Source organism: Streptomyces sp. NPDC058579, assembly GCF_042718575.1.
Lineage (GTDB): Bacteria > Actinomycetota > Actinomycetes > Streptomycetales > Streptomycetaceae > Streptomyces.
The window spans coordinates 1-22,637 of sequence record NZ_JBHXPI010000013.1 but is presented as its reverse complement, the minus strand read 5'-3'; the positions used below and the strand labels follow the sequence as shown (position 1 = coordinate 22,637).

The following is a 22,637-nucleotide window of genomic DNA, read 5'->3' as shown; positions in this document are numbered from 1 at the left end:
TCCGGAACGCGCGACTGGCGGGAGATCCCGGCTGGTCAGAGCCGCGAGATCTCCTCCACGAGGTCGTCGAGACCCAGCGGGCCCTGCGAGAGCGCCGCCATGTGCCAGGCCTTCGCGTCGAAGGCGTCACCGTGCGCGGCCCGCGCGTTCTCGCGGCCGAGCAGCCAGGCCCGCTCGCCCAGCTTGTAGCCGATCGCCTGCCCCGGCATCGAGAGATAGCGGGTCATCTCGCTCTCGACGAAGGCCGGCGGCCGGCTGCTGTGCCGCTGGAAGAACTCCTGGGCCAGCTCGGGGGTCCACTGCTCGCCCGGGTGGAACGGCGAGTCGGCCGGGATCTCCAGACGCAGGTGCATGCCGATGTCGACGATCACCCGGCAGGCCCGCATCATCTGCGCGTCCAGGTAGCCGAGGCGCCGCTCGGCGTCGGGCAGGAAGCCCAGCTCGTCCATCAGCCGCTCCGCGTAGAGCGCCCAGCCCTCCGCGTTGGCGCTGACCCCGCCGATCGTCGCCTGGTAGCGGGAGAGCTGGTCGGCGACGTGCACCCACTGGGCGATCTGCAGGTGGTGGCCCGGCACACCCTCGTGGTACCAGGTCGACACCAGGTCGTACACCGGGAACCGGGTCTGGCCGTCGACCGGCAGCCAGGTGCGGCCCGGCCGGGAGAAGTCCTCCGACGGGCCCGTGTAGTACGGGGCGGCGGCGCCGCCCGGCGGGGCGATGTGCGACTCCACCTTCCGTACCCGCTCGGCGAGTTCGAAGTGGGTGCCGTCCAGTGCCTCGATCGCTTCGTCCATCAGGTCCTGCAGCCAGACCCGTACCTCCTCGACCCCCTCGATGTGGGTGCCGTGGACGTCGAGGTGGGCGAGCGCCTCCCACGGGCCGGAGCCGGGCAGGATGCGGTCGGCCTCGGTGCGCATCTCGCCGAGGAGACGGTGGTACTCGGACCAGCCGTACGCGTACGCCTGGTCGAGGTCCAGGTCGGTGCCGTTGAAATAGCGCGACCAGCGCCGGTACCGCTCGCGGCCCACCGTGTCGGGCGCGCCCGCGACGGCGGGCGAGTACACGTCGCGCATCCAGTCCCGCAGCGCGACGACCGCATCCGTCGCCCCCCGGGCCGCCGAGGCCAGCTCCGTACGCAGCTCGGGGCGGAGGGACTCAGGACCCGTGGCCGCGAACTCCTCGAACCAGCCCCGGGCCTCGGCGTCGTCCCCGCCCGCCCACTCCGTCAGCTGGCCGACGAAGGTGGTGGTCGCCCGGGGCCCGCCCAGGAGCTTGCGCTCGAGGCCGAGCGCGAGGGCCTCGCGGTAGCCGTCGAGCGCCGCCGGAACCGCGCGCAGCCGCTTCGCGACGGCCTCCCAGTCCGCCTCGGTCTCCGTCGGCGCCACCGTGAACACCATCCGCACGCTGTGCGCCGGAGAGCGCATGTTGCCGACCGCGCAGAGGCCCTCGTCGGCGTCGTGGACGGCGAGTTCGGCCGTCAGACGCTCCCGCAGCAGCCGCGCACAGCGCCGTTCGGCGTCGGTGTCCGCGCCCGGAAGCCGCTCGGCCTCCTCGAGCCGCGCGAGGGTGCGGCGGGCGAGTTCGGCCACCGCCTCCTGACCGGCCGGCGAGAAGTCGGGAAGGAGGCCTGCGCTCGCTTCGACTCCCAGGTATGTACCGGTGATCGGGTCGAGTTCGATGATTGCGTCGACGAAGCTGTCGGCGACCTGGCGGGGCAGCGGGCTGCTGGAAGTCTCTGGCATGGGGGTCATCCTCGTGCCTCCGCGGTCCTCGCGTCATCCTCAATCGATCTCATGAGGCTGACAAATGAGCGCGCGGAAGGAGGGCCCGCGCGCCCCCGGAGAGAGGGTCCGCGCGGGGTCTACGCGGGTCACTTCGCGCATGTGCTCGATGGACGGGCCGAACAGTTCGCGCCGGTACGGGTACCGCATGACCGGCGGTCGAGCATCAAGCCCCAGGCCGAGTTTGGCCGGATCCCGTCGGAGGCGGTTCCCCAGGGGGCTCGTGGCGCCACGCCCACCTCGGGGGTGGGTTGGCGGGCGGCCTCCCGGGCGCCGTTGCCCGGGAGGCGGGGAAGGGGCGGACTGGCCGGGCGGGGGTACGAAGGATTCGGCCAACTTCTGGCCGTGGTCCGGCCGACGTCCGCCCTTCGTGCTCCCGTTCCCCACCTGTCGCCCGTACGCTTCGCGTCCGCTTCACCTCGGTCCTCAGGCCGCCTCAGCGCTCGCCGAGCTGCAGGCGGCGGAGCGCCGCGGGGGCCGGCTTCGTGGCGAGGCGGGCGGTGATGACCAGGGTGCCTTCTTCGATCTGGTAGTCGAGGGGGAGGTTCAGGGCGCGCATCGCGGCCACCATGCCGGTGTTGGACGACTGTGTCACGGCGTAGACGCTGGCGCAGCCCGCCTCGACGGCCATCGCGACCAGCCGGCCGAGGAGTTCGGCGCCGATGCCCCGGCGCTGCCAGTCGTCCTCGACCATCAGGGCGACCTCCGTCTCGTCGCCGTCCCAGAGGAGATGGCCGAGGGCGACCAGCCGGCCGGAGGTCGTCTGCACGGCGAGGGTGCGGCCGAAGCGGGGGCTGAGGAGGTGGTCGAGGTAGCGGTCGGCGTCTCCGACCGGGCCGTGGTAGCGCAGGGCGAGCGTCCGGGCGGAGCAGCGGTCGTGCATGGCGCGCGCGGCCGCGAGGTCGCGCTGGTCGGCGCGGCGGACGGTGATCTCGTTGCCCTCGGGGAGGGTGAGGACGTCCTGGCTGCGCGGGATACGCGGGCCGAGGCGGGCGTCGAGCTCGACGAGCGCCCGGGCGCGGGCGAACTCGGTCGGGGTGAACGGCAGATGGGGTCGCTCGATGGTGAGCACGCCGCCGTTCGGGTCGCGCAGCCTCATCACCGTCTCCTCAAGGACGCCCTCGACGGGAGCGGTCTCGCCGGTGGGGCGGCCGGTCAGGGAGACGGCGGGGAGGGAGTGGATCCGGCAGCGGCCGAGGAGCTGGCGCAGGGCGAGCGGGAGTTCGGCCGCGTCGAGGGCGGTCCGGGTGGCGAGGCCGAGCAGCCGGGTGGGGGTGTCCACCAGGTCGTGGGCGTCGGCGCGCTCGATCCAGGTGTTCCGGCCGCCGGCCGCGGCGATCTCCCGGGTCAGCTCGCCCACTTGTAGGGCGGCGGGGGCACGCAGCAGGAACTCGTCGACGGTGCCCTTGGCGAGCGGGTGGGTCTGGAGGGTCAGGATGTCGACCCGGTGGCGGGCCAGCGCCGTGCACAGCGCGGCGAGGCTGCCCGGGGCGTCGCGGACCGTGGTCCGCATCCGCCAGAGGGCCGTCTCGCCGGCCCCGCCGGACGTGTCTCCGTCTCCTTCCGTCGAGGTGTCGGTGGCCGGCGGCAGCGGGGCGGACCCGCTGCCGCCGGGATCACCGGCGGGCGGAGCATGGCTGTGGCGCCTGGCCCACCAGGTGTGGAAGGTCGCCGTGGCGATCAGCGCGATCGCGGAGAAGACGAGCATGTACGGGCCGTCGGCGCCGCGGACAACAGTCTTGGCGATCGTGTCGGCCACCACCACGGCCGTGAAGAGGGCGGCGAGCTCGATCAGGTCCCGCCGCCAGTGGTGGGGGCGGCGGGCGGTCTTCGCGGACGTCACATCGGTCATGACCTCACTGTGACCCAGTGGTGTTGCGTGATCACGAACGCTTTGTGACTGACGGGTTAAGCGCTGATCTGGGGGTTTACTGGTCGATTTCGACTGGTTGTGTCGAATCCTGACCGGCCCCCGTGATCTGTCCTGCCGAGTCGGTCCGGAGCGCCCTGCGCAGCCGCCCGGCCTGCACGACGAGCTGCGAGGAACCGCGCCGGTCCGCCACAGCGTCGAGACCCGGTATCTCCCCGGCCGCCCCGGACCGCTCCACGCAGTCCGCCGCGACGGCCAGCAGCTCGCCGAGCCCGCGCACCGGCTTCTCGGCGGCGAGCAACTCGGGCAGCACGGGCGCGAGGACCGCCCAGGCCGTGCCGTACGCGCCCGTGGCCGCCGCCGTACGGGCCGCGTCCGCGAGCCGGTTGGGCTTCACCGTGCCCTCGCCGACCAGGCGGGTCAGCGAAGCGCCCAGCAGGCGGGGGTCCAGATCGCCCCGCGCGGCGAGGACGAGCAGCGTGTCCACGGCGGTCAGCCGGTCCTCCGTGTGCCGGCAACCGAGCGCGAGGGCCAGAGCGAGGTGGGTCGCCTCGCCGACCGGCCCGTCCGACTCGGCCAGGGCCGTAAGACCCCAGGTGACCCCGCGCTCGCCCCAGTCGACTCCGCCGGCGAGGACCGGCAGCAGCCAGGTCGCCAGGGCCTCCCGGTCGTCCGGCACGACGGCGGACCAGTGACGCCGTTCCGCGAACCAGCGATGGCACCGGCTCTCGGCCCGGGTTTCGGCACCGCCCAGCCATCGGAACGCGGGCGGGAACTCGTCCCGTACGGCCCGGAGCTCACGGATCTTCAGGACGAGCCGGTCGGCAAGTGAGCCGGTGCCGCCACTCGATTCCTGTTCCCGAGCGAGGAACCGCAGCCCCGGGGCGAGGGAGGCGTCTGTGGTGAGCCAGTCCGCGAGCCGCTCCCCGGCCCGGGTGCCCAGCGCGGCGGCCTCGGCGGCCGCCCCGGCCGCCGACGGGTCGCCCTTGCGGAGCCGCAGCAGGGCCTGCGCGAAGTCGACGGGCGCCGGCTCGACGCCCGCGTCCCGGTAGGCACGCAACCGCTCCACCAGCACGGACGGTTCGATCGCTCCTGTGTGCCAGGTGGGCGCGGCGAGCAGGAACGGCAGCCTGTCCGTACCGACGAGGGCCGCCACCTCCCAGAGTCGGGCGTCGACCACCGCGTCCAGAGCCTCGTGCACGCACGCCGACGGGGCATGGCCCCGCACCCGGGCGTCGTGCAGCCGGGAGGGCCGGACGTGGCCCATGACCGCCGCCGTCACCACGTCCACGCCGTACGTCCCGTGGGCGAACAGGTCGCGCCGGTGGCTGTCCTCGCCCGCCCACCACACGTCGGCGAAGGCCTCCGTGACCGCCGCCGTCAGCTCCTCGCGGTGCAGGTGCGCGTGGCGGACGAGCCCGTCGAGGGCCCGCTCGAACTCCTCGGACGCGGCTTCCGGGCGGCCCTTGGAGACGGCCACCAGGTCCGCGACCAGCTCCGCGACCGTGGCGGCCGGGCCCGCCACCCGCCTCGGCTCGGGCGCGGGAGGCAGCGTCTCCTCGTACGGAAGGTCATCGTCGAGCTCCGCGGCGCCGAACAGCTCCTCGGCCGTCTGCCGATGCGTGGGGCTCAACGCGACCGCGGCGCCCGCCAGTTCCTCCCGCACCTGCTCGTCCACCGTCGGCAGATACCGTTCCACGAGCTTCAGGGCCCGCTCCTGGATCCCGGTGTCCTCGTGGCCGAACGCGTCGGCGACCACGGGCAGCAGCTCGGCCGCCTCGCCCGGGTCCCGCCGCAACTCCTTCGTCAGGAGCGTCAGTTGGGCCCGTACGAGCTTCTTCTCCGGGCGGAACAGCACCTGGGCGGACATCTCCGCCAGCTCCGGAGTCGACAGCTCGCCCCCGGCGGCGAGGCCCGCCAGGACCTCCTGGGCGTACCCGGCGACCGGCGAGGGCGCGTCGGCGGCCATCCCGATCCAGTCCGCCGTCCGGCCGCGCCGCTCCTCGGACGTCGGATCGAGGAGTTGGAGCAGCGCCAGCGGGAAACGCAGGTCCCGGGGCCGGCCTCCGCGCAGCAGCCGTGCCACACAGCCGTCCACGAGGGACGCCCGGTCGAGCACGCCGTCCGCCGCGAGCGTCGCGAGCGCGGTCGGCCAGTGGGTGGGCGCCTCGGGGCCGACGGCCCAGGTGAGCCGGTCCGGGGTCTCCATCAGATCCAGGATCCGGGGCACCAGGACCGGCGTCTGCGGGTCGGCTCGCAGCTCCTCCACCAGCCGTCGCCCGGTCACCGCGGCCGTCCAGCCGACGAGATAGCCCTCCGTCGTGGGCACGGCGCAGCCCGAACGCACGACGAGCTCGCGTACGAGCCCGTACTCGTTCTCCGCCACCGCCGGCCGCTCGGCGAGCCGCTGCGCCACGTCGGCCAGCCAGTCCGGGTCCCGGTCGACCAGCACCTGAAGGACCTGCGAGGTCGTCGTCCGGCCCCAGTCGGAGAGGTCACGGCCACCGATCCACGCGGCGGCCGCCGCCGCACCCGTGTGACACCCGGCCCCGGCGACCCGCAGCGCCTTCTGGATCGGCACCTGCTCGTTCCAGCGCTCCCAGCCCCAGCGGCGTACCTCTGTCCGCAGCGCCTTGAGCTCCGCGAGGGCCGTCTTCCGCTCGCCGGGCCCCAGCTCCTTCAGCAGCACGGGCACGGCCTCGAACCGCCCCGCCCGGACGCCGGTCAGCAGCTTCTCCACCACGGTCTTCCCCACGGTCCCCACCACGTTCTCCTCGATCGCCTCGCTCATCGCGCACCCCCGGCGGCCACGACTCCGTCGGTGGCACCGGCACCGGTCGCGACATCGACGCCGGTCGCGACGCCGGCCACGGCGCCGCGCCGGGTCATCCGCACCGCGAGCGCGTGCTTGCACGGGCCCCGCCGGCCCCGGTAGTCCGCCCACCACTGGCAGGTGCAGCTCAGCACCCCGCCCGACTCCCGTACCTGGTAGCGGCGTTCGCCCGAGGCGACCGTCGCGAGCTCCCCGTCGAGGACCACCGCCCCCTCGGTGACCAGGGCGCGCGCCGCCACGAGCCGGGGATTGTGCCGCTCCGCCCGGTCCGCGTCGTACGGCAGCTCCCGGTGGAAGTAGGCCGCGTCGGCCACGTCGTACCCCACGCGCCCGGCGGTGCCGAGCCGGGTCAGCGCCGCCCGCACCCGGTCCACGGTCAACCCCGACTGCTCGCCCAGCTCCGCCGGGTCGATCTTCGGCTCCCAGGCCAGCAGCACCGAGATCAGCTCGGCGTCCTGCGCGGCCTCCTCCGTGGCCAGGGCCTCCAGAACACCGCCCTCGCCGGAGAACCCGCGCGCGGAGTCGGGCGAGAGGGTGAGCGTAAGCCGCATCCCGGGCAGTGTCACCTCCCAGGCGCTCGCCGTGGCGACGCCGTCCGGCACCGGCCCGTACACCCGCAGCGCCGTCGCGTGGCGCAGCACCCGCTCCAGGGCCACCAGCCGGTCGGGTCCCGGAAGGCAGACCGCGCCCGGGACCGGCCGGGTCGTCGGCCGCAGGGTCCGTCCCGCCTGGACGACCCAGAGCGGCGCACGCCGCCCCGCCGCCTGCGAGCGCGGCAGCGAGCGCAGGAACCGCACGGCCTCCGGGCCCGTCAGCTCCGCCCGCAGATCGAAGCCCGCCGAGGCCACCTGGGCCTCCGCGAAACCGCGCAGCCAGCGGTCCGGCAGCGGAACCTTCTTCTCCACGACCGCGCCCCCGAGCGTCGTCACGGCCAGCTCCTCCGGGCCGACCCGCAGATGCAGCGGATCGCTCCCGGTCATCCGCGACAGGGCTTCGCGCAGCGGGTTGTTGACGTCGACATTCGTCGTGCCGTGTCCGGTCTCGGCGCCGTCGAGGCCTTCGCTCAGCACGTCGAGCCGGGCGTACACCCCGCCGCAGCCGGAGAAGGACTCGAACCGCAGCCGGTCGCCGTTCCCGGTCACGACCGGATCCAGCGAGCCCGGCCTCATCCGCTGGTAGTAGCGGGCGGCCGCCACGTCCGCCACCGCGAGCAGGCCCCGCGCGGCGACCTGCGGGGACGTCAGGAACCCGCTGAAGAACCGGGGATGGGCCTCGGCCCCGGCGGGCGTGAGCCCGCCGGAGGTCTCCAGGCCGAGGAGCCGCCCGTCCCCGGAGGAGCGCAGGGCGGACGGGCGTGAGTAGGCGAGCGCCTGTACGGATCGCGTCATGGGAAAAACGCTAGGACCCACCACTGACAATCGGCTCCGGAGACCTCCGGCGCACCCGAGGAATCGGCGCCGCTACTGCCCGACGCGCCCCGGCTGGAGCACCTTGCTGAACAGCACCGTTCCGCCCTCGGCGCGCAGCCGGACCGTCAACTCCCCGCTCCCGCCGTCGATGTCGACCTCGCCGAAGTACTGCGGAGACTCCATCGGCGACACGTTCGCCCGCTCGGGCGCCCGGACGAAGACCCGCTCGGGGCCGAACGTCGCGTCGAGCGCGTTCGCGGGGAAGCCGCCGGCGGCCAGCGGGCCCGAGACGAACTCCCAGAACGGCGCGAAGTCCTGGAACGCCGCGCGCTCCGGCGCGTAGTGCTGCGCCGAGGTGTAGTGCACGTCGGCGGTGAGCCACAGCGTGCCGGTGATCCGGCGGTGCTTGACGAACCGCAGCAGCTCCGCGATCTGCAGCTCGCGGCCGAGCGGCGCGCCCGGGTCGCCCTGGGCGATCGCCTCGATGTTCGTCGCGCCGTCCGGGACGACGAGCCCCAGCGGCATGTCCGCCGCGAGCACCTTCCAGACCGCGCGCGAGCGGCTCAGCTCCCGCTTGAGCCAGGCCAGCTGCTCCGCGCCGAGGATGCCGTCGGTGTCGTCGGCCTGCCGGCCGGGGGAGTTGGCGTTGCGGTACGAGCGCATGTCGAGGACGAAGACGTCGAGCAGGGGACCGTAGCGCACGACCCGGTGCATCCGGCCCTTGGTGGCGAGGCCGTCACCGCGCGCGTGGAGGGTGGACACGGGGAAGTACTCGGCGAAGGCGCGGGAGGCGCGCGCGGCGAGGACGTCCACGTTCTTCTCCGTGTAGCGGGCGTCCTCCAGGATCTGGCCCGGGTACCAGTTGTTCCGTACCTCGTGGTCGTCCCACTGCACGATCGAGGGGACCTGGGCGTTGAACGCCCGCACGTTGTGGTCGAGCAGGTTGTACCGGAACTGGCCCCGGTACTCGGCCAGGGTCTCGGCGACCTTCGCCTTCTCGGGGGTCATCAGGTTCCGCCAGACCCGGCCGTCGGGCAGCGTGACGCTCGGCTGGAGCGGGCCGTCCGCGTAGACGGTGTCGCCGCTGCAGAGGAAGAAGTCCGGGTTCAGCCGGCGCATCTCCTCGAAGGCGCGGAAGCCGCCGACGTCGGGGTTGATGCCCCAGCCCTGCCCGGCGATGTCGCCCGACCAGAGGAACCGCACACCGTCCCGCCGCAGTGCGGGAGCGGTACGGAAGGTGCCGACGACCGGCTCGCCGGTACGGCGCGGGTCGGCGGGGTCCGCGAGCGTGACCCGGTAGTGGATCTGCTCGCCCGCGGGCAGTCCACGCAGAGCCGTCGTCCCGGTGAAGTCGCTGCCCGGGCCGAGCAGCGGCCCGTGGTGGCGGTGCGCGCGGCGGAACGATTCGCTCGCCGAGGTCTCCACGATCATCCGGGCCGGCCGGTCCGAACGGACCCACACCAGGCCCGAGGAGGCCGTGACGTCGCCCGTCTGCACGCCCCAGGCGGCCCGGGGCCGTCCCGACAGCGCGAGCGCGGGGGCGGACGAACCTACGACGCCACCGCCGACGACGCCACCGCCGACGGCGAGCGCCGCCGAGGCGGCCAGGGAGCCGCGCAGCACGCTGCGGCGGGCGGGGGTCGGGCCGGGGACGGAGTGGGACATCGAAGCGCCTCCAAGTACGGTGCCGGACGGGGTCGTTGTGCCGTCCCATCCCTAACGGCCGGGGGCGGCGCGCACACGAACCCGGGGTGAACACCCCGGAGCCACCCCCCGTTCAGCCCTCCCCGCCCCTCCCGCAGGCATCCGCCAGGAGCCGCACCCCGCGCGCGATGGCGGACGGCTTCAGATGGGCGTAGCCGAGGACCAGGCGGACGGCGCCGTCGGCCGGCCGGGACGTGCCGAACTCCTCCAGCGGGCGCACGGCCACCCCGGCGGACGCGGCCCGCTCCACGAAGCGCTCCGTGGGGCCGTAACGGGGCTCCACGCGCGCGATGATGTGCAGCCCGGCCGCGATCCCGCTCACCGTCGTCCCCGGAAGGGCCTCCGTCAGCGCGGCCACCAGCGCGTCCCGCCGCTCCTGGTACGCGCGCCGGCACCGGCGCAGGTGCCGGTCGTAGGCGCCGCGCGTCACGAACTCGGTCAGCAGAGCCTGGTCCAGGGCCGGGTTCCCGAGGTCCATCGTCCGCTTCCGCTCCACGACCTCCGCGACCAGCTCGCGCGGTACGAGCATCCAGCCGAGCCGCAGCCCCGGGGCCAGCGACTTGCTCACCGAGCCGGTGTAGACGACCCGCTCCGGATCGAGGCCCTGGAGTGCGCCCACCGGAGCCCGGTCGTAGCGGAAGTCGCCGTCGTAGTCGTCCTCCAGGACGTAGCCGTCGACCGCCCGCGCCCAGTCGAGGAGCGCGGCCCGGCGCCCCGCCGAGTAGGCGATACCGGTCGGGAACTGGTGCGAGGGCGTCGTGACCACCACCCGCACCCCCGACGCGGCGAGCGGACCGGGCAGCAGCCCCTCCTCGTCCACCGGCAGCCACCGCGTGTCGAGGCCGGTCGAGGCGAACAGCCGCCCGTGCTCCGGGCTGCCGGGGTCCTCGATGCCGACGGTCCGCATCCCCCGCGCCCGCGCCACGAATCCGAGCAGCGTCGACGCCTGCGCGACCCCCGAACAGACCACCAGGCGCTCCGGATCGGCCACCACCCCGCGCCGCCGCGCGAGCATCCCGGCGAGCGCGCTCCGCAGCTCCGGAAGCCCGCGCGGATCCGGATAGCCGAGCGCCCGGTGCGGCAGCGAGGCCAGCACCGACCGCTGCGCCGCCGCCCAGGCCGCCCGCGGGAAGAGCGCGAGATCGGGCGTCCCGGGCCGAAAGTCCACCTGGACAGCGGGCGCACCTACCGGACCCGGCACACGTATCCCATCCGGCGCACCCGCCGCACCTGTCCCACCCGCCGCACCGGCCGCGCGCGGCGCCAGCCCCCGTACCGCCCGCCCGGTTGCGGCCCGCGCCGTCTCCCCGACCCAGGTGCCCGAACCGCGGTCGCTGCGCAGGTACCCCTCGGCGGTCAGCTGCTCGTACGCCTCCGTCACGAGCCCCCGCGAGACCCCCAGATCGACCGCGAGCTCCCGGCTCGACGGCAACCGCGTCCCGGCCGTCAACCGCCCCGCCCGCACCGCGTCCCGCAACGCCTCCTGCAGGGCCCGCCCCCGCCCCCTGACCGGCGCGTCGGCCGCGGACACCAACAACTCCCAGGCCGCCGAAGGCTCCGGCCGCCCGCCCGCCGGGTGCGAAGTGGTCCCCGAAGACGTCATGGAAGTGGACCTTAAACCGGGCCGGGTCCGTTTCTAGCGTCGGGTGCATGAACGTGAACCCGCTGCGGGGGCCCCTCCTCGTGACCGTCGCCTATGCCCTCGTGGGCGCATCCTTCACCGCCAACAGCCTTCTGGGCGACTATCCGTACGCGGGCGGGCAGGCGCTGCGGTACGGCGCCGCGTGTCTCCTCCTGCTGCCCTTGCTCGGGGCCGGCGGGCTCGCGCCACTCCGCGCGCTGGGCGCCCGGGGGTGGGTGCGGCTCGCCGTGCTCGCCGCCGTGGGCATGGTCGGATTCAACCTTGCCGTCCTCGCCGCGGAGCGGACCGCCGAACCCGCCGTCCCCGGTGTCCTCGTCGGCTGCGCCCCGGTGGTGGTGGCCGTGCTCGTGCCGCTGCTCGACGGGCGCAGGCCGTCGCGACCGGTGCTCTACGGAGCCCTGCTCGTCGCCGCCGGGGCCTTCACCGTCCAGGGGTGGGGGCGTACCGACCTGGCGGGACTCTCCTACTCCGTAGGAGCACTGGCGGGCGAAGTCGGGTTCACCGTGCTCGCCGTACCGGTGCTCCGTCCGCTCGGGCCGAAGTTGCTGACCGCCGCCGTCTGCGGGATCGCGGCCGTCGAGTCGGCGGTGCTCGGCCTTGTCGTGGACGGCGGCGCGTTCCTGCGGACGCCGACGGCCGTGGAGACGGGCGCGCTGGTGTGGCAGGCCGTCCTCGCCACGGTCGTCGGGTTCGTGCTCTTCTACATGGGCGTCCAGCGGATCGGCATGGAGCGGGCCACCCTCTTCACGGGCGCCATCCCGGTGGCCGCCGCCCTGAGCGCCGCGCTGGTCGCGACCGGCGGCTTCGGCCTCCCGCAGGCCGCCGGCAGCCTCCTCGTGGGTGCCGGAGCGGCCCTCGGGACGGGACTCTTCACGAGGCGTGAGCGGTCAGCGACTGCTGCCGTCGAGGATCACCCGCGCGACGAGAGCCGGGTCGTCGCTCATGGGGACGTGCCCGCAGCCGGGCAGCCGTACGAGCCGGGCGCCCGGGACGGTGCGCTTGGCCCGGACGCCCTGGCGGCGCAGGAGCAGCCGGTCCTGCGTACCCCACGCGACGGTCACGGGCACGGCGGTGACGTCCTCGCCGAAGACGACGCTCCGGCCGGCCTCCAGGGTCTCGCGGAAGCCGGTGGCCTCCCGCAGCGCGAGGGTCTCGGCGACCACCGCCTCGGGTGAACGGCGCCCGGGGCGCGCGTAGATGGTGCTCGTCAGCGCCGTCCGCCCGGCGGCGCTCCGGGACAGCCGCTCGATCATCGGCACCGGCATCGACAGGGCGATCGACCGCATCGCGCGCAAGGTCCCGAAGGCGTACCGCCGTTCGCCCTCCGACCAGAAGCCGGCCGGGGAGAGCGCGGTGACCGAGCGCACCAGCTTCTCCCGGCCGAGCTCCAGGGCGAGGAGCCCGCCCAGTGAGTTGCCCGCCACGTGCGGGCGTTCGAGGCCGAGGGCCGCGCAGAAGGCGCCGAGCACGGGAACGACCGTCGACAGGTCGTAGGCGCAGCCCTCCGGCAGCGCGGGGGAGGTCCCGAACCCCGGCAGGTCGACGGCGACGACGTCGCGTTCGGCGGCGAGGATGTCGAGGACCGGCTCCCAGGCCTGCCAGTGGTGGCCGATGCCGTGCAGCAGCAGGAGCGGCTCGCCCGCGCCCCTGCGCTCGTACGTCACGGAGGACGTGCGCGGACCCCCGGGGGTCTCGAATGAGAACGAGATCTGTGCGGACATACGCGCGCTCCTTGACTTAGACACCCTGTCAGCAAGAATTACCGCTCAGTAGATGCGAGTTCAAGTGTCCCGGCAAGGGCGCGGCGGAAAGGAACTGGACAGGGTCCGGCCGGTCGGCTGGGATGGGGGAGTGGTGACCGAAACGCTGACCGACGTCTTCCAGGAACACCGGCCCATGCTCCACGGCGTGGCCTACCGCATGCTCGGCCGCGCCGCCGACGCCGAGGACGTGGTCCAGGACGCCTGGCTGCGCTGGTCCGCCGCGGACCGCGAGGACGTCCTGGCGCCCCGCGCCTATCTCGTACGGATCACGACGCGGCTCGCCCTCGACCGGCTGCGCCAGGTCCAGACGCGCCGCGAGTCCTACGTCGGCCCGTGGCTGCCCGAGCCCGTCCTCACCGACTACGGGCCGGCCGTCCCCGACACCGCCGAGCAGGCCATGCTCGCCGACTCCGTCTCGCTCGCCGTCCTCGTCGTCCTCGAATCCCTCTCCCCGCTGGAACGCGCGGTCTTCGTGCTCCGCGAGGCCTTCGGCTTCCCCTACGCAGAGATCGCCACCACGCTCGACCGCTCCGAGGCCGCCGTCCGCCAGCTCGCGGGCCGCGCGCGCCGACACGTCGACGAGGGCAGGCCGCGCTACGACGTCGACCCGGCCGAACGCCGCGACCTCACCGAGCGGTTCCTCGCCGCGGCGGCCGGCGGCGACCTGGCCGGACTCATGGCCCTGCTCGCCCCGGACGTCAGGCTCGTCGGCGACAGCGGCGGCAAGTCCAAGGCGCCGCTGCGCGTCATCGACAGCGCCGACAAGGTCGGCCGCTTCCTGGTCGCCGTCTCGCCGGGCATCGAGTCGGCCTTCGAGTTCCGCTTCGCGGAGGTGAACGGCGGTCCCGGGCTTGTCGTCCTCGCCGACGGGAAGCCGGACTCGGTCTTCCAGATCGAGGTGCGCGACGGACGCATCCAGTGCGTGTACATCGTGCGCAACCCCGACAAGCTCCACGCGGTCGCGCCCGCCTGACCCGGTTCCGCTTGCGCCGTGCCCCTCGCCGCCCCGCCTCCGCCCGGAGGCGGGGCACTTTGCTGCGCAGGGCACACAACGGTGCGAACGTCCTGTGAACGATCTACGTCAGAGGCCCGCATTCGGGGGCATCGGGGTCAGGATTGGTCTTGACCAAGTGGGTGCGCCGTCCTATGGTCGCAGAGTTAGTGCAGGAACCTTTAATAAACAAGGGCGCGGAAAACCGCCGCGGGACACGGCGAATTGCGGAGGATCAGGGTGGGGACCACGCAGCTGGAATCGGTGCCGGAGCCGAAGTACTGGCACCTCAAGACCGTGATCGGCGAGGCGCTCGACTCCGACTTCGCGGTCGGCGAGATCCTGCCCAACGAGCGGGAACTCGCCGCGCGCTTCGGCGTCGCCCGGGCCACGCTCCGCCAGGCCCTGGAGCAGCTGGAGCTGGAAGGCCGCCTGCAGCGCCGCCGAGGTGTCGGTACGACCGTCGCCCCGCCGCGCGTGGGCGTCGACGTCTCCACGACCCAGCACGTCTGGCCCGGCGTCGCCGAGGAGACCTGGCAGTCCGTGGACTCCACCCTCGACACGACCCCGCCGGCCGTCGCCCGGCTCCTGGACCTCGCCCCCGACGAGCAGGTGCACGTCGTGCGCCGGCTGCGCGTCACGCACGGCCAGCCCGTCGCCGCCGAGCTGCTGTACGTGCCGTCCGGCTCGGTCCCCGAGCTGACCGCGATCGACACCCCGAACGGCCCGGCCCGCGCCCGTAGCGTCCTGCGTGAACTCCAGCGCCTCGCCCTCGACGGCCAGGACCGCTCCGTGGAGCTCGGCTCGGCCCGCGTGGACGACGCCAAGGAACTGGACCGCCTCCCGGGCGCCCCGGTCCTCGTCGTCACGACCCGCTACCTCTCCGGGGGCCGCACGGCCGCGGTCTCCGTCGCCACGTACCGCGCCGACACCTGCCGCCTGACCTTCGGCGACTCGGGCGACCTGGTCATGGCGTCCTGACCGACGCCCCACCGGAAGACTTCAAAGAGCACGAGCCCGGAGTGTGCTGCCACGGCGGCACACTCCGGGCTCTTCGCGTCAGCGGGGCTGCTCAGCGCCGGGCCGTGACCGTGCCCTCCACCGCGAAGAGTTGCTCCTCCACGTGGTCGAGGGCCAGGCGCAGCGCGCCCGTGCCCACCGCTGCCTCGCCCAGCATCGACAGGACCACGCGCGGCGGGCGCAGGCAGAAGCGGGCCAGTTCGTCGCGGAGCGGCTGGAGGACGCCGTCCAGGCCCGCCGCCCAGCCGCCGATCACCACCAGCTCCGGGTCGAGGGCGAGCACCAGCGCCGCCACGTCGTGGACCAGGCGCTGCGTGAAGCGCTCCACCGCGGCCTCGGCGCGCGCGTCGCCCCCGCGCGCAAGCGCGAAGACCGCCGCCACCGCCTGCTCGTCCAGCGGGTGGAGCGGCTCGTCCGTGGTCGAGAGCAGGTGCTCGGGGGTGACCCCGCGCCCCAACAGGTGCAGCGCGCCGATCTCGCCCGCCGCCCCGCCGTACCCGCGGTGCAGGCGCCCCCCGATCAGGGACCCGGCGCCCGGGCTCAGCCCGGCGAGGACGAAGACGATGTCGTCGGAGTCGGTCGCCGCGCCCTTCCAGTGCTCGGCGACCGCCGCGGCGTTGGCGTCGTTCTCCACGAGCACCGGGCACTTGAACGACCGGCGCAGCCGCTCCCCGAGGGCCAGGCCCGTCCAGCCGGGCAGCGCCGTGCCGAGCCGTACGGTGCCGTCCGCCTCGACGATGCCGGGCGTGCCGACGCCGACCGCCCGCAGGTTCGACCGGGCGACCCCGGCCCTGCGCAGCACGTCCGCGACGACCGTGCGGACCCGTTCGAGGCGCTCGTCCTCCGGGGCGGTCTCCGAGACCTCGCGGGAACCCGCGCCGATGATCCGGCCGTCCAGGCCCGAGAGCAGCGCGGCGACCCGGTGCGGGCCGATCTCGATGCCGAGCAGATGCCCCGCCTCCGCGCGGAAGCGGAACCTCCGGGCCGGCCGGCCCTGCCGCCTCGCCTCGCCCTCCTCGGGCGCGACCTCCACGACGAGGCCCCCGACGATGAGCCCTTCGACCACGCCCTCGACGGTCGGCCGGGAGAGACCCGTGATCCGGGTCAGGTCCGTGAGCGTGAGCGCGTCGGCGCCCCGCAGAGCATGGAGTACCACCGCGGAATTGATCCGCCGCAGCAGCGACGGATCCCCGCCGGTCAGCCGCCCCACCGTGTGTCCTCCCAGCTCGTGCACATGTGTGCCGGATGTTACTCAATGGACAGGAGTGCGGCGAGGCCTGCCCGGACACGGGCCGGCTACGGGTCCGGACACCGTCGGCTAGAGGTCCGTACGCCGGTCCGGCACCCCCGCCGCCTCGCGCAGCCGCGCGAACTCCTCCGCCATCGTCTCCAGGGTCCAATGCGCGTTCAGGCCACTGGGGTTGGGCAGCGCCCAGATCCGCGTCGCGCCGATCGTGCGCTCCTGCGGCCCGACGACCGCGCGCCGCTCACCGAAGGCCGTGCGGTACGCAGTGATCCCGACCACCGCCAGCCAGCGCGGCCGCAGCCCCTCCACCCGGCCGGTCAGCAGCCGGCCGCCCTCCCGGAACTCCTCGTCGCCCAGCTCGTCGGCCCGCGCCGACGCCCGTGCGACCACGTTCGTGATGCCGAGACCGTACGAGAGGAGTTCGTCCTGCTCCGCCGGGATCAGCAGCCGGGGCGTGAAACCGGAACGCGCGAGCACCGGCCAGAAGCGGTTGCCCGGGCGGGCGAAGTGGTGGCCCGTCGCCGCCGACATCAGACCGGGGTTGATCCCGCAGAAGAGGACCGAAAGGCCGCCCGAGGCCACGTCGGGAATGACGCGGTCGCGGGCGGCCTGGAGCTCCTGCGGGGTGAACCGGGTCAGAGGATCGACCCGGGGGTGTATCCGGCGGCCTCGGGGTACTGCTTGGTGATTTCCTCGATCCGGGAGACCACAGCGGCGACCTGGTCGGCGGCGGCACCGGTGAACGACAGCTTGTCCGCCATCAGCGCGTCGAGCTGCGCGCGGTCCAGCGGGATCCGCTCGTCGGCGGCCAGCTTGTCGAGCAGCTCGTTGCGCTCGGCACCCTGCTCGCGCATGGCGAGGGCGGAGGCGACGGCGTTCTCCTTGATGGCCTCGTGGGCGATCTCCCGGCCCACACCGGCGCGTACGGCGCCCATCAGGACCTTGGTGGTGGCGAGGAACGGCAGGTACCGGTCCAGCTCGCGGGCGACGACCGCCGGGAACGCGCCGAACTCGTCGAGCACGGTCAGGAAGGTCTCCAGGAGGCCGTCCAGGGCGAAGAACGCGTCCGGCAGCGCGACCCGGCGGACCACCGAGCACGACACGTCGCCCTCGTTCCACTGGTCGCCCGCCAGCTCGCCGGTCATCGACGCGTACCCGCGCAGGATGACCATGAGGCCGTTGACGCGCTCGCAGGAGCGGGTGTTCATCTTGTGCGGCATCGCGGACGAGCCGACCTGGCCCGGCTTGAAGCCCTCGGTCACGAGCTCGTGACCGGCCATGAGCCGGATGGTCTTGGCGACCGAGGACGGCGCGGCGGCCAGCTGCACGAGCGCGGTGACCACGTCGTAGTCGAGCGAGCGCGGGTAGACCTGGCCCACCGAGGTGAAGGCGTGCGCGAAGCCGAGGTGACCGGCGATCCGGTTCTCGAGGTCGGCCAGCTTCCCGGCGTCGCCGCCGAGCAGGTCGAGCATGTCCTGGGCGGTGCCGACCGGGCCCTTGATGCCGCGCAGCGGGTAGCGGGCGAGCAGCTCCTCAAGACGGCCGTAGGCGACGAGCAGCTCGTCGGCGGCGGTCGCGAAGCGCTTGCCGAGGGTGGTGGCCTGGGCGGCGACGTTGTGCGAGCGGCCGGCCATGACCAGCTCGGCGTACTCGCCGGACAGCTTGCCGAGGCGGGCCAGGACGGCGACCGTACGGTCCCGCATCAGTTCGAGCGAGAGCCGGATCTGCAGCTGCTCGACGTTCTCGGTGAGGTCGCGCGAGGTCATGCCCTTGTGGACGTGCTCGTGGCCGGCGAGGGCGTTGAACTCCTCGATCCGGGCCTTCACGTCGTGCCGGGTGACCTTCTCACGCTCGGCGATGGAGCCGAGGTCGACCTGGTCGAGCACGCGCTCGTAGTCGGCGAGGGCGGCGTCCGGAACCTCGATCCCGAGGTCCTTCTGGGCACGCAGCACGGCGAGCCACAGCCGGCGCTCCAGCTTCACCTTCTGCTCGGGGGACCAGAGGACGGCGAGCTCCGCGGAGGCGTAGCGGCCGGCCAGGACGTTGGGGATGCGGGGCTTCGCAGTCACAGCAGTCACGTGACCGAATTCTACTGGCGATTTCTGCAGGCCAGCGCCAGGGTCGGGTTCGTCTCTTACTACGAGACCGCTACGAGACGTCCGTCACGCGGTCGGACCCCGAAGGCTCGTACGGGAGCAGGTCAGGGCGCTTGGCCGGCCGGCCGTCCCCCGAGGAGCGCCCGGTCAGGCGGCGGCCGATCCACGGGCCGAGGTACTCCTTGGCGAACCGGGCGTCCCCGAGGCGGCGTTCCAGCCAGCCCGGGGGTGCGCTCGGCGGCAGCGGCGTCCGCCAGTCGTGCTCCGGGTCCAGGCCCAGCGTCTGCCACACCGCTTCGGCCACCCGCCGGTGGCCCTCGTCGGTCAGGTGGAGCCGGTCGACGTCCCACATGCGCGGGTCGCCGAGCGCGGGCGCGCCGTACAGGTCGGCCACCAGGGCGCCGTGGCGGGCGGCGAGCTGCTCGACGTGGTCGAAGAGCTCCTCCATGCGCGGCCGGAAGCGTTCCATGACGGGGCCGTTGCGGCCCGGGCTGCGCATCAGGACCAGCTGCCCGCAGGAGGGCGCCAGGGTCTCGACGGCCTCGGTGAGCAGGTCCCGTACCCGCCCCATGTCGCACTTCGGCCGCAGCGTGTCGTTGAGGCCGCCGACCAGGGTCACCACGTCCGCCTTCATCGCGGCGGCCGTGGGCACCTGTTCTTCGACGATCTGGCCGATGAGCTTGCCGCGCACGGCGAGGTTCGCGTACCGGAAGTCGGGGGTGCGGGCGGCGAGGCGGGCCGCGAGGACGTCCGCCCACCCCCGGTACGTACCGTCGGGCAGTCGGTCCGACATGCCCTCGGTGAAGCTGTCGCCGACGGCGACAAGACTGGTGTAGGTGGCATTCATCTGCATGGCGGAAGAGATCATACCGCGCGGTATGCGGGTGGGGTGGCGGGGGACCGTCGAGGCCGAGCGGGACGACGAGGGCCCCTGGGCGCACACCGCGCCCCGGGGCCCTCGCCCGTCCGGCAGTCCGTTCGACCGTCCGTCCGGCTGTCCTTCCGAAACGTTACGTCGCCGGCCTGCCGACCAGCTCTCGCAGCACGTCCTCCATGGTGACGAGGCCGGCCAGCTTGCCGTCGTCGTCCAGGACCGCCGCCAGGTGCGTACGGCCGCGGCGCATCGCCGTCAGGACGTCGTCCATGGGCGTGGCCGCCCGGACGCGGGCGATCGGCCGCATCGCCGAGACCGGGAAGGGCAGGTCCCTCGGCGTGACGTCCAGGGCGTCCTTCACATGGAGGTAGCCCAGGATCCGGCGGCCCGTGTCGACGACCGGGAAGCGCGAGAAGCCCGACTCGGCGGAGAGCGCCTCCAGCTCCTCAGGGGTCGTCCCGACCGCCGCGTACACGACCTTCTCGACCGGCATGACGACGTCCCGCACCGGTCGGCGCCCGAGCTCCAGGGCGTCCTTCAGCCGCTCCGCCGCCCGGTCGTCGAGCAGGCCGGCGAGGCCCGCGTCGGTCACCATCCGGGCCAGTTCGGCGTCCGAGTACGTGGCCGAGACCTCGTCCTTCACCTCCACCTTCATCAGCCTCAGGAGCGTGTTGGCGAAGGCGTTGATCGTGAAGATCACCGGGCGCAGCGCCCGCGCGATCGCGACCAGCGGCGGGCCGAGGGCGAGCGCCGAGCGGGTCGGCTCGGCGAGCGCGATGTTCTTCGGGACCATTTCGCCAAGGAGCATGTGCAGATAGGTCGCCAGGGACAGCGCGATGACGAACGAGATCGGGTGCACGAGACCGTGCGGCACGCCGACCGCGTCGAAGACCGGTTCGAGCAGATGCGCGATGGCGGGCTCGGCGACGATGCCGAGCACCAGGGTGCACAGCGTGATGCCGAGCTGGGCCGCGGCGAGCAGCGCCGAGACGTGCTCCAGGCCCCAGATGACGCTGCGCGCCCGCCGGTTCCCGGCCTCGGCCTCGGGCTCGATCTGGCTGCGGCGCACGGAGATCATGGCGAACTCGGCACCGACGAAGAAGGCGTTCACGACCAGCGTCAGCGCGCCGATCAGCAACTGGATCGCGATCATCGGCCGGCCTCCGGGGTCGTACCGGACTCCTCGACGTGCGGCGGCATGTGCATCAGCACCCGCGCCGCCCGGCGCCCGGAGGCGTCCACGACGTCGAGCTGCCAGTCGGCGAGCTCCACGCGGTCGCCGACCGACGGGATCCGTCCCAGTTCGTTGGCGATGACACCGGCCAGCGTCTCGTACGGGCCGTCCGGGATGCGCAGCCCGATCGCCTCCAGCTGGTCGGTGCGGGCGGCGCCGTCGGCGGACCAGAGCTCGCGCCCGTCCGCGTCCACGCCCGCCCTGGCGAGGTCGGGGGTCTCGTGCGGATCGTGCTCGTCGCGCACCTCGCCGACGACCTCCTCGATGATGTCCTCCAGCGTCGCGACGCCGGCGGTGCCGCCGTACTCGTCGATGACGACGGCCATGGTCTGCTTGCCGGACAGCCGGTCCAGGAGGCGGTCCACGGTCAGCGTCTCCGGGACGAGCAGCGGCTCGCGGAGCATGTCGCCGATGCGGCGCAGGCGCCGCTGGTCGGCCGGTATCGCCAGGACGTCCTTGATGTGGGCGATGCCGACGACGGTGTCGAGGTTGCCGTGGTAGACGGGGAAGCGGGACAGGCCGGTCGCCCGGGTCGCGTTGGCGACGTCCTCGGCCGTGGCCTGTACCTCGAGGGCGGTGACCTGCACGCGCGGGGTCATCACGTTCTCCGCGGTCAGCTCGGCCAGGTTGAGGGTCCGTACGAACAGCTCGGCGGTGTCCGCCTCCAGGGCGCCCACCTTGGCGGAGTGACGCGCCAGGGCGACCAGCTCCTGAGGGGAGCGGGCGGACGCCAGCTCCTCGGTCGGCTCCATGCCGAGCCGGCGCAGGATCCGGTTGGCCGTGTTGTTCAGGTGGCTGATCAGCGGCTTGAACGCGGCGGTGAAGACTCGCTGCGGGGTCGCCACCCGCTTGGCGACCGCCAGCGGCGAGGAGATGGCCCAGTTCTTGGGCACCAGCTCGCCGACGACCATCAGGACGACGGTCGACAGGGCGGTGCCGACGACCAGGGCCACGGAGGAGGCCACCGATGCGGACAGGCCGAGGGCCTCGAAGGGGCCGCGCAGGATCGCGGCGATCGAGGGCTCGGCGAGCATGCCGACGATCAGGTTGGTCACCGTGATGCCGAGCTGGGCGCCGGAGAGCTGGAAGGTGAGCGACTTGACCGCCTTGAGGGCGCTCGCCGCGCCGCGCTCGCCGCGCTCGACGGCCCGTTCGAGATCGGACCGCTCGACGGTGGTGAGCGAGAACTCGGCCGCGACGAAGGCACCGCAGGCGAGCGAGAGCAGGAGCGCCACCACGAGCAGAAGCACTTCGATCATCGGTTCACCTCCGTTCCATGATCAGTCAGGGACGGAGAGATCGCTCGCTTGGTACTGGGAGGCTCGCCCATGGGCGGACGCTCACACCTTTCGATCGTTCTGGGTATGGGATGACCCATCGTAAAGGACGTGCAAAAGCGGGGTTACGGGCGAGGGGCGGCGGGCAGCGGCGCCGGGGTGCTGGTCAGCGGCTTCACCCAGCGCGTCCACTGCTCCTCGGGGCCGTACGCGGCGGCCCGCCAGGCGTGCTGCCCGAGCGTGTTGCGGTCCAGCACCATGGCGTCCGCGCGCCGCCCGCCCAGGCGTACGAAACGTTCCTCCGCCGCCGCGAGCAGCGCGCCGCCGACGCCCCGGCGACGGTGGTCCGGGTGCACGGCGAGGCGGTAGAGGTGGCAGCGCCACCCGTCGAAGCCGGCGATCACCGTGCCGACGAGCTCGCCGTCGCGCTCGGCCAGGATCAGGGCCTCGGGGTCACGGGCGACGAGGCGCTCGATCCCGTCGCGGTCGTCGCTGATGCTCGTGCCCTCGGCGGCGGACTTCCAGAAGGCGAGGACGGCGTCGAGGTCGGCCGGCGAGGCGGCCCGGATGTGCGGTGCGGTCATGACCGGAATCCCACCACCGGGTTCCGCGGCGCGTCGACCGCGTTTCGGCATGCGGAACGACGAAGGACGCGGAACGACGGACGTCCAGGCCCCCCCCCGAGGGCGGGCCAGGACCGAGCAGTTACGACCTGCTCGGGATTCGTTGCGTTCTTGATCATGCTGCGTGCCGCCTCCCCGCCTGTTCGGCGTCGTAGCGGTCGATGTCATCCCAGCGGGCTCGCAGGTATTTGCCGACGCGGAACATCAGCGGGCCGACGCAGACCTGCGTCTGGTGCCAGCGGTGGATGGTCTTCTCGGGGACTCCGTAATGGGC

Annotated in this window: 16 protein-coding genes and 1 pseudogene; 3 read left to right on the top strand and 14 right to left on the bottom strand. The window is 73.5% G+C overall.

Annotated elements, in window-relative coordinates:
* Positions 1-35: 35 nt before the first annotated feature.
* From ACFWRO_RS17655 to ACFWRO_RS17630, 6 genes are all read right to left on the bottom strand, one after another.
* Positions 36-1,742, bottom strand: a complete 1,707-nt coding sequence (locus ACFWRO_RS17655) for a DUF885 domain-containing protein (RefSeq protein ID WP_384510961.1) — start codon at positions 1,740-1,742, stop codon at positions 36-38.
* Between the two features lie 475 nt (positions 1,743-2,217).
* Entirely contained in the window at positions 2,218-3,633 is a 1,416-nt protein-coding gene (locus ACFWRO_RS17650) for a GNAT family N-acetyltransferase (protein WP_384510958.1), read from the bottom strand.
* A gap of 76 nt (positions 3,634-3,709) precedes the next feature.
* Positions 3,710-6,442 (bottom strand): DUF6493 family protein, encoded by a 2,733-nt coding sequence (locus tag ACFWRO_RS17645; RefSeq protein WP_384510955.1) that lies wholly within the window; start codon positions 6,440-6,442, stop codon positions 3,710-3,712.
* On the bottom strand, positions 6,439-7,872 hold the full coding sequence (locus ACFWRO_RS17640) for an SWIM zinc finger family protein (RefSeq protein ID WP_384510952.1): 1,434 nt from the start codon (positions 7,870-7,872) through the stop codon (positions 6,439-6,441). The genes ACFWRO_RS17645 and ACFWRO_RS17640 overlap by 4 nt, the downstream gene beginning before the upstream one ends.
* 72 nt (positions 7,873-7,944) lie before the next feature.
* Positions 7,945-9,558: an alkaline phosphatase D family protein gene (locus ACFWRO_RS17635; protein WP_384510950.1), complete on the bottom strand. Its 1,614-nt coding sequence runs from the start codon at positions 9,556-9,558 to the stop codon at positions 7,945-7,947.
* 112 nt (positions 9,559-9,670) lie between these two features.
* The gene (locus tag ACFWRO_RS17630) at positions 9,671-11,200 is read right to left on the bottom strand and encodes a PLP-dependent aminotransferase family protein (RefSeq protein WP_384510947.1); all 1,530 of its coding nucleotides are present in this window, start codon (positions 11,198-11,200) and stop codon (positions 9,671-9,673) included.
* A 47-nt stretch (positions 11,201-11,247) separates the two neighbouring features.
* Between ACFWRO_RS17630 and ACFWRO_RS17625 the strand changes: the two are divergent.
* Positions 11,248-12,084, top strand: a pseudogene (locus tag ACFWRO_RS17625) (EamA family transporter); the annotation flags it as partial.
* Positions 12,085-12,126: 42 nt separating this feature from the next.
* Here the strand turns inward: ACFWRO_RS17625 and ACFWRO_RS17620 are convergent.
* Entirely contained in the window at positions 12,127-12,960 is an 834-nt protein-coding gene (locus ACFWRO_RS17620) for an alpha/beta fold hydrolase (RefSeq protein WP_384510944.1), read from the bottom strand.
* A 130-nt stretch (positions 12,961-13,090) separates the two neighbouring features.
* Here ACFWRO_RS17620 and ACFWRO_RS17615 point away from each other — a divergent pair, with 130 nt between their 5' ends.
* Positions 13,091-13,975, top strand: coding sequence for an RNA polymerase sigma-70 factor (locus tag ACFWRO_RS17615; RefSeq protein ID WP_384510942.1), 885 nt, complete (start codon positions 13,091-13,093; stop codon positions 13,973-13,975).
* 258 nt (positions 13,976-14,233) lie between these two features.
* Positions 14,234-14,974: a GntR family transcriptional regulator gene (locus ACFWRO_RS17610; RefSeq protein ID WP_384510939.1), complete on the top strand. Its 741-nt coding sequence runs from the start codon at positions 14,234-14,236 to the stop codon at positions 14,972-14,974.
* A 91-nt stretch (positions 14,975-15,065) separates the two neighbouring features.
* Here the strand turns inward: ACFWRO_RS17610 and ACFWRO_RS17605 are convergent, their stop codons facing one another.
* From ACFWRO_RS17605 to ACFWRO_RS17575, 7 genes are all read right to left on the bottom strand, one after another.
* The gene (locus ACFWRO_RS17605) at positions 15,066-16,223 is read right to left on the bottom strand and encodes an ROK family transcriptional regulator (RefSeq protein ID WP_384510936.1); all 1,158 of its coding nucleotides are present in this window, start codon (positions 16,221-16,223) and stop codon (positions 15,066-15,068) included.
* A 108-nt stretch (positions 16,224-16,331) separates the two neighbouring features.
* Entirely contained in the window at positions 16,332-16,898 is a 567-nt protein-coding gene (gene mug / locus ACFWRO_RS17600; protein WP_384511254.1) for a G/U mismatch-specific DNA glycosylase, read from the bottom strand.
* A complete protein-coding gene (gene purB, locus ACFWRO_RS17595; protein ID WP_384510933.1) occupies positions 16,895-18,337 on the bottom strand; it encodes an adenylosuccinate lyase in 1,443 nt (480 codons plus the stop codon). Before purB ends, mug begins: the two co-directional genes overlap by 4 nt.
* 70 nt (positions 18,338-18,407) lie before the next feature.
* A complete protein-coding gene (locus ACFWRO_RS17590; RefSeq protein ID WP_384510930.1) occupies positions 18,408-19,208 on the bottom strand; it encodes an SGNH/GDSL hydrolase family protein in 801 nt (266 codons plus the stop codon).
* Positions 19,209-19,365: 157 nt separating this feature from the next.
* Positions 19,366-20,382 (bottom strand): hemolysin family protein, encoded by a 1,017-nt coding sequence (locus tag ACFWRO_RS17585; RefSeq protein ID WP_384510928.1) that lies wholly within the window; start codon positions 20,380-20,382, stop codon positions 19,366-19,368.
* Entirely contained in the window at positions 20,379-21,722 is a 1,344-nt protein-coding gene (locus tag ACFWRO_RS17580) for a hemolysin family protein (RefSeq protein WP_384510925.1), read from the bottom strand. The genes ACFWRO_RS17585 and ACFWRO_RS17580 overlap by 4 nt, the downstream gene beginning before the upstream one ends.
* Before the next feature lie 143 nt (positions 21,723-21,865).
* Positions 21,866-22,375, bottom strand: a complete 510-nt coding sequence (locus tag ACFWRO_RS17575; RefSeq protein WP_384510922.1) for a GNAT family N-acetyltransferase — start codon at positions 22,373-22,375, stop codon at positions 21,866-21,868.
* Positions 22,376-22,637: the final 262 nt, after the last annotated feature.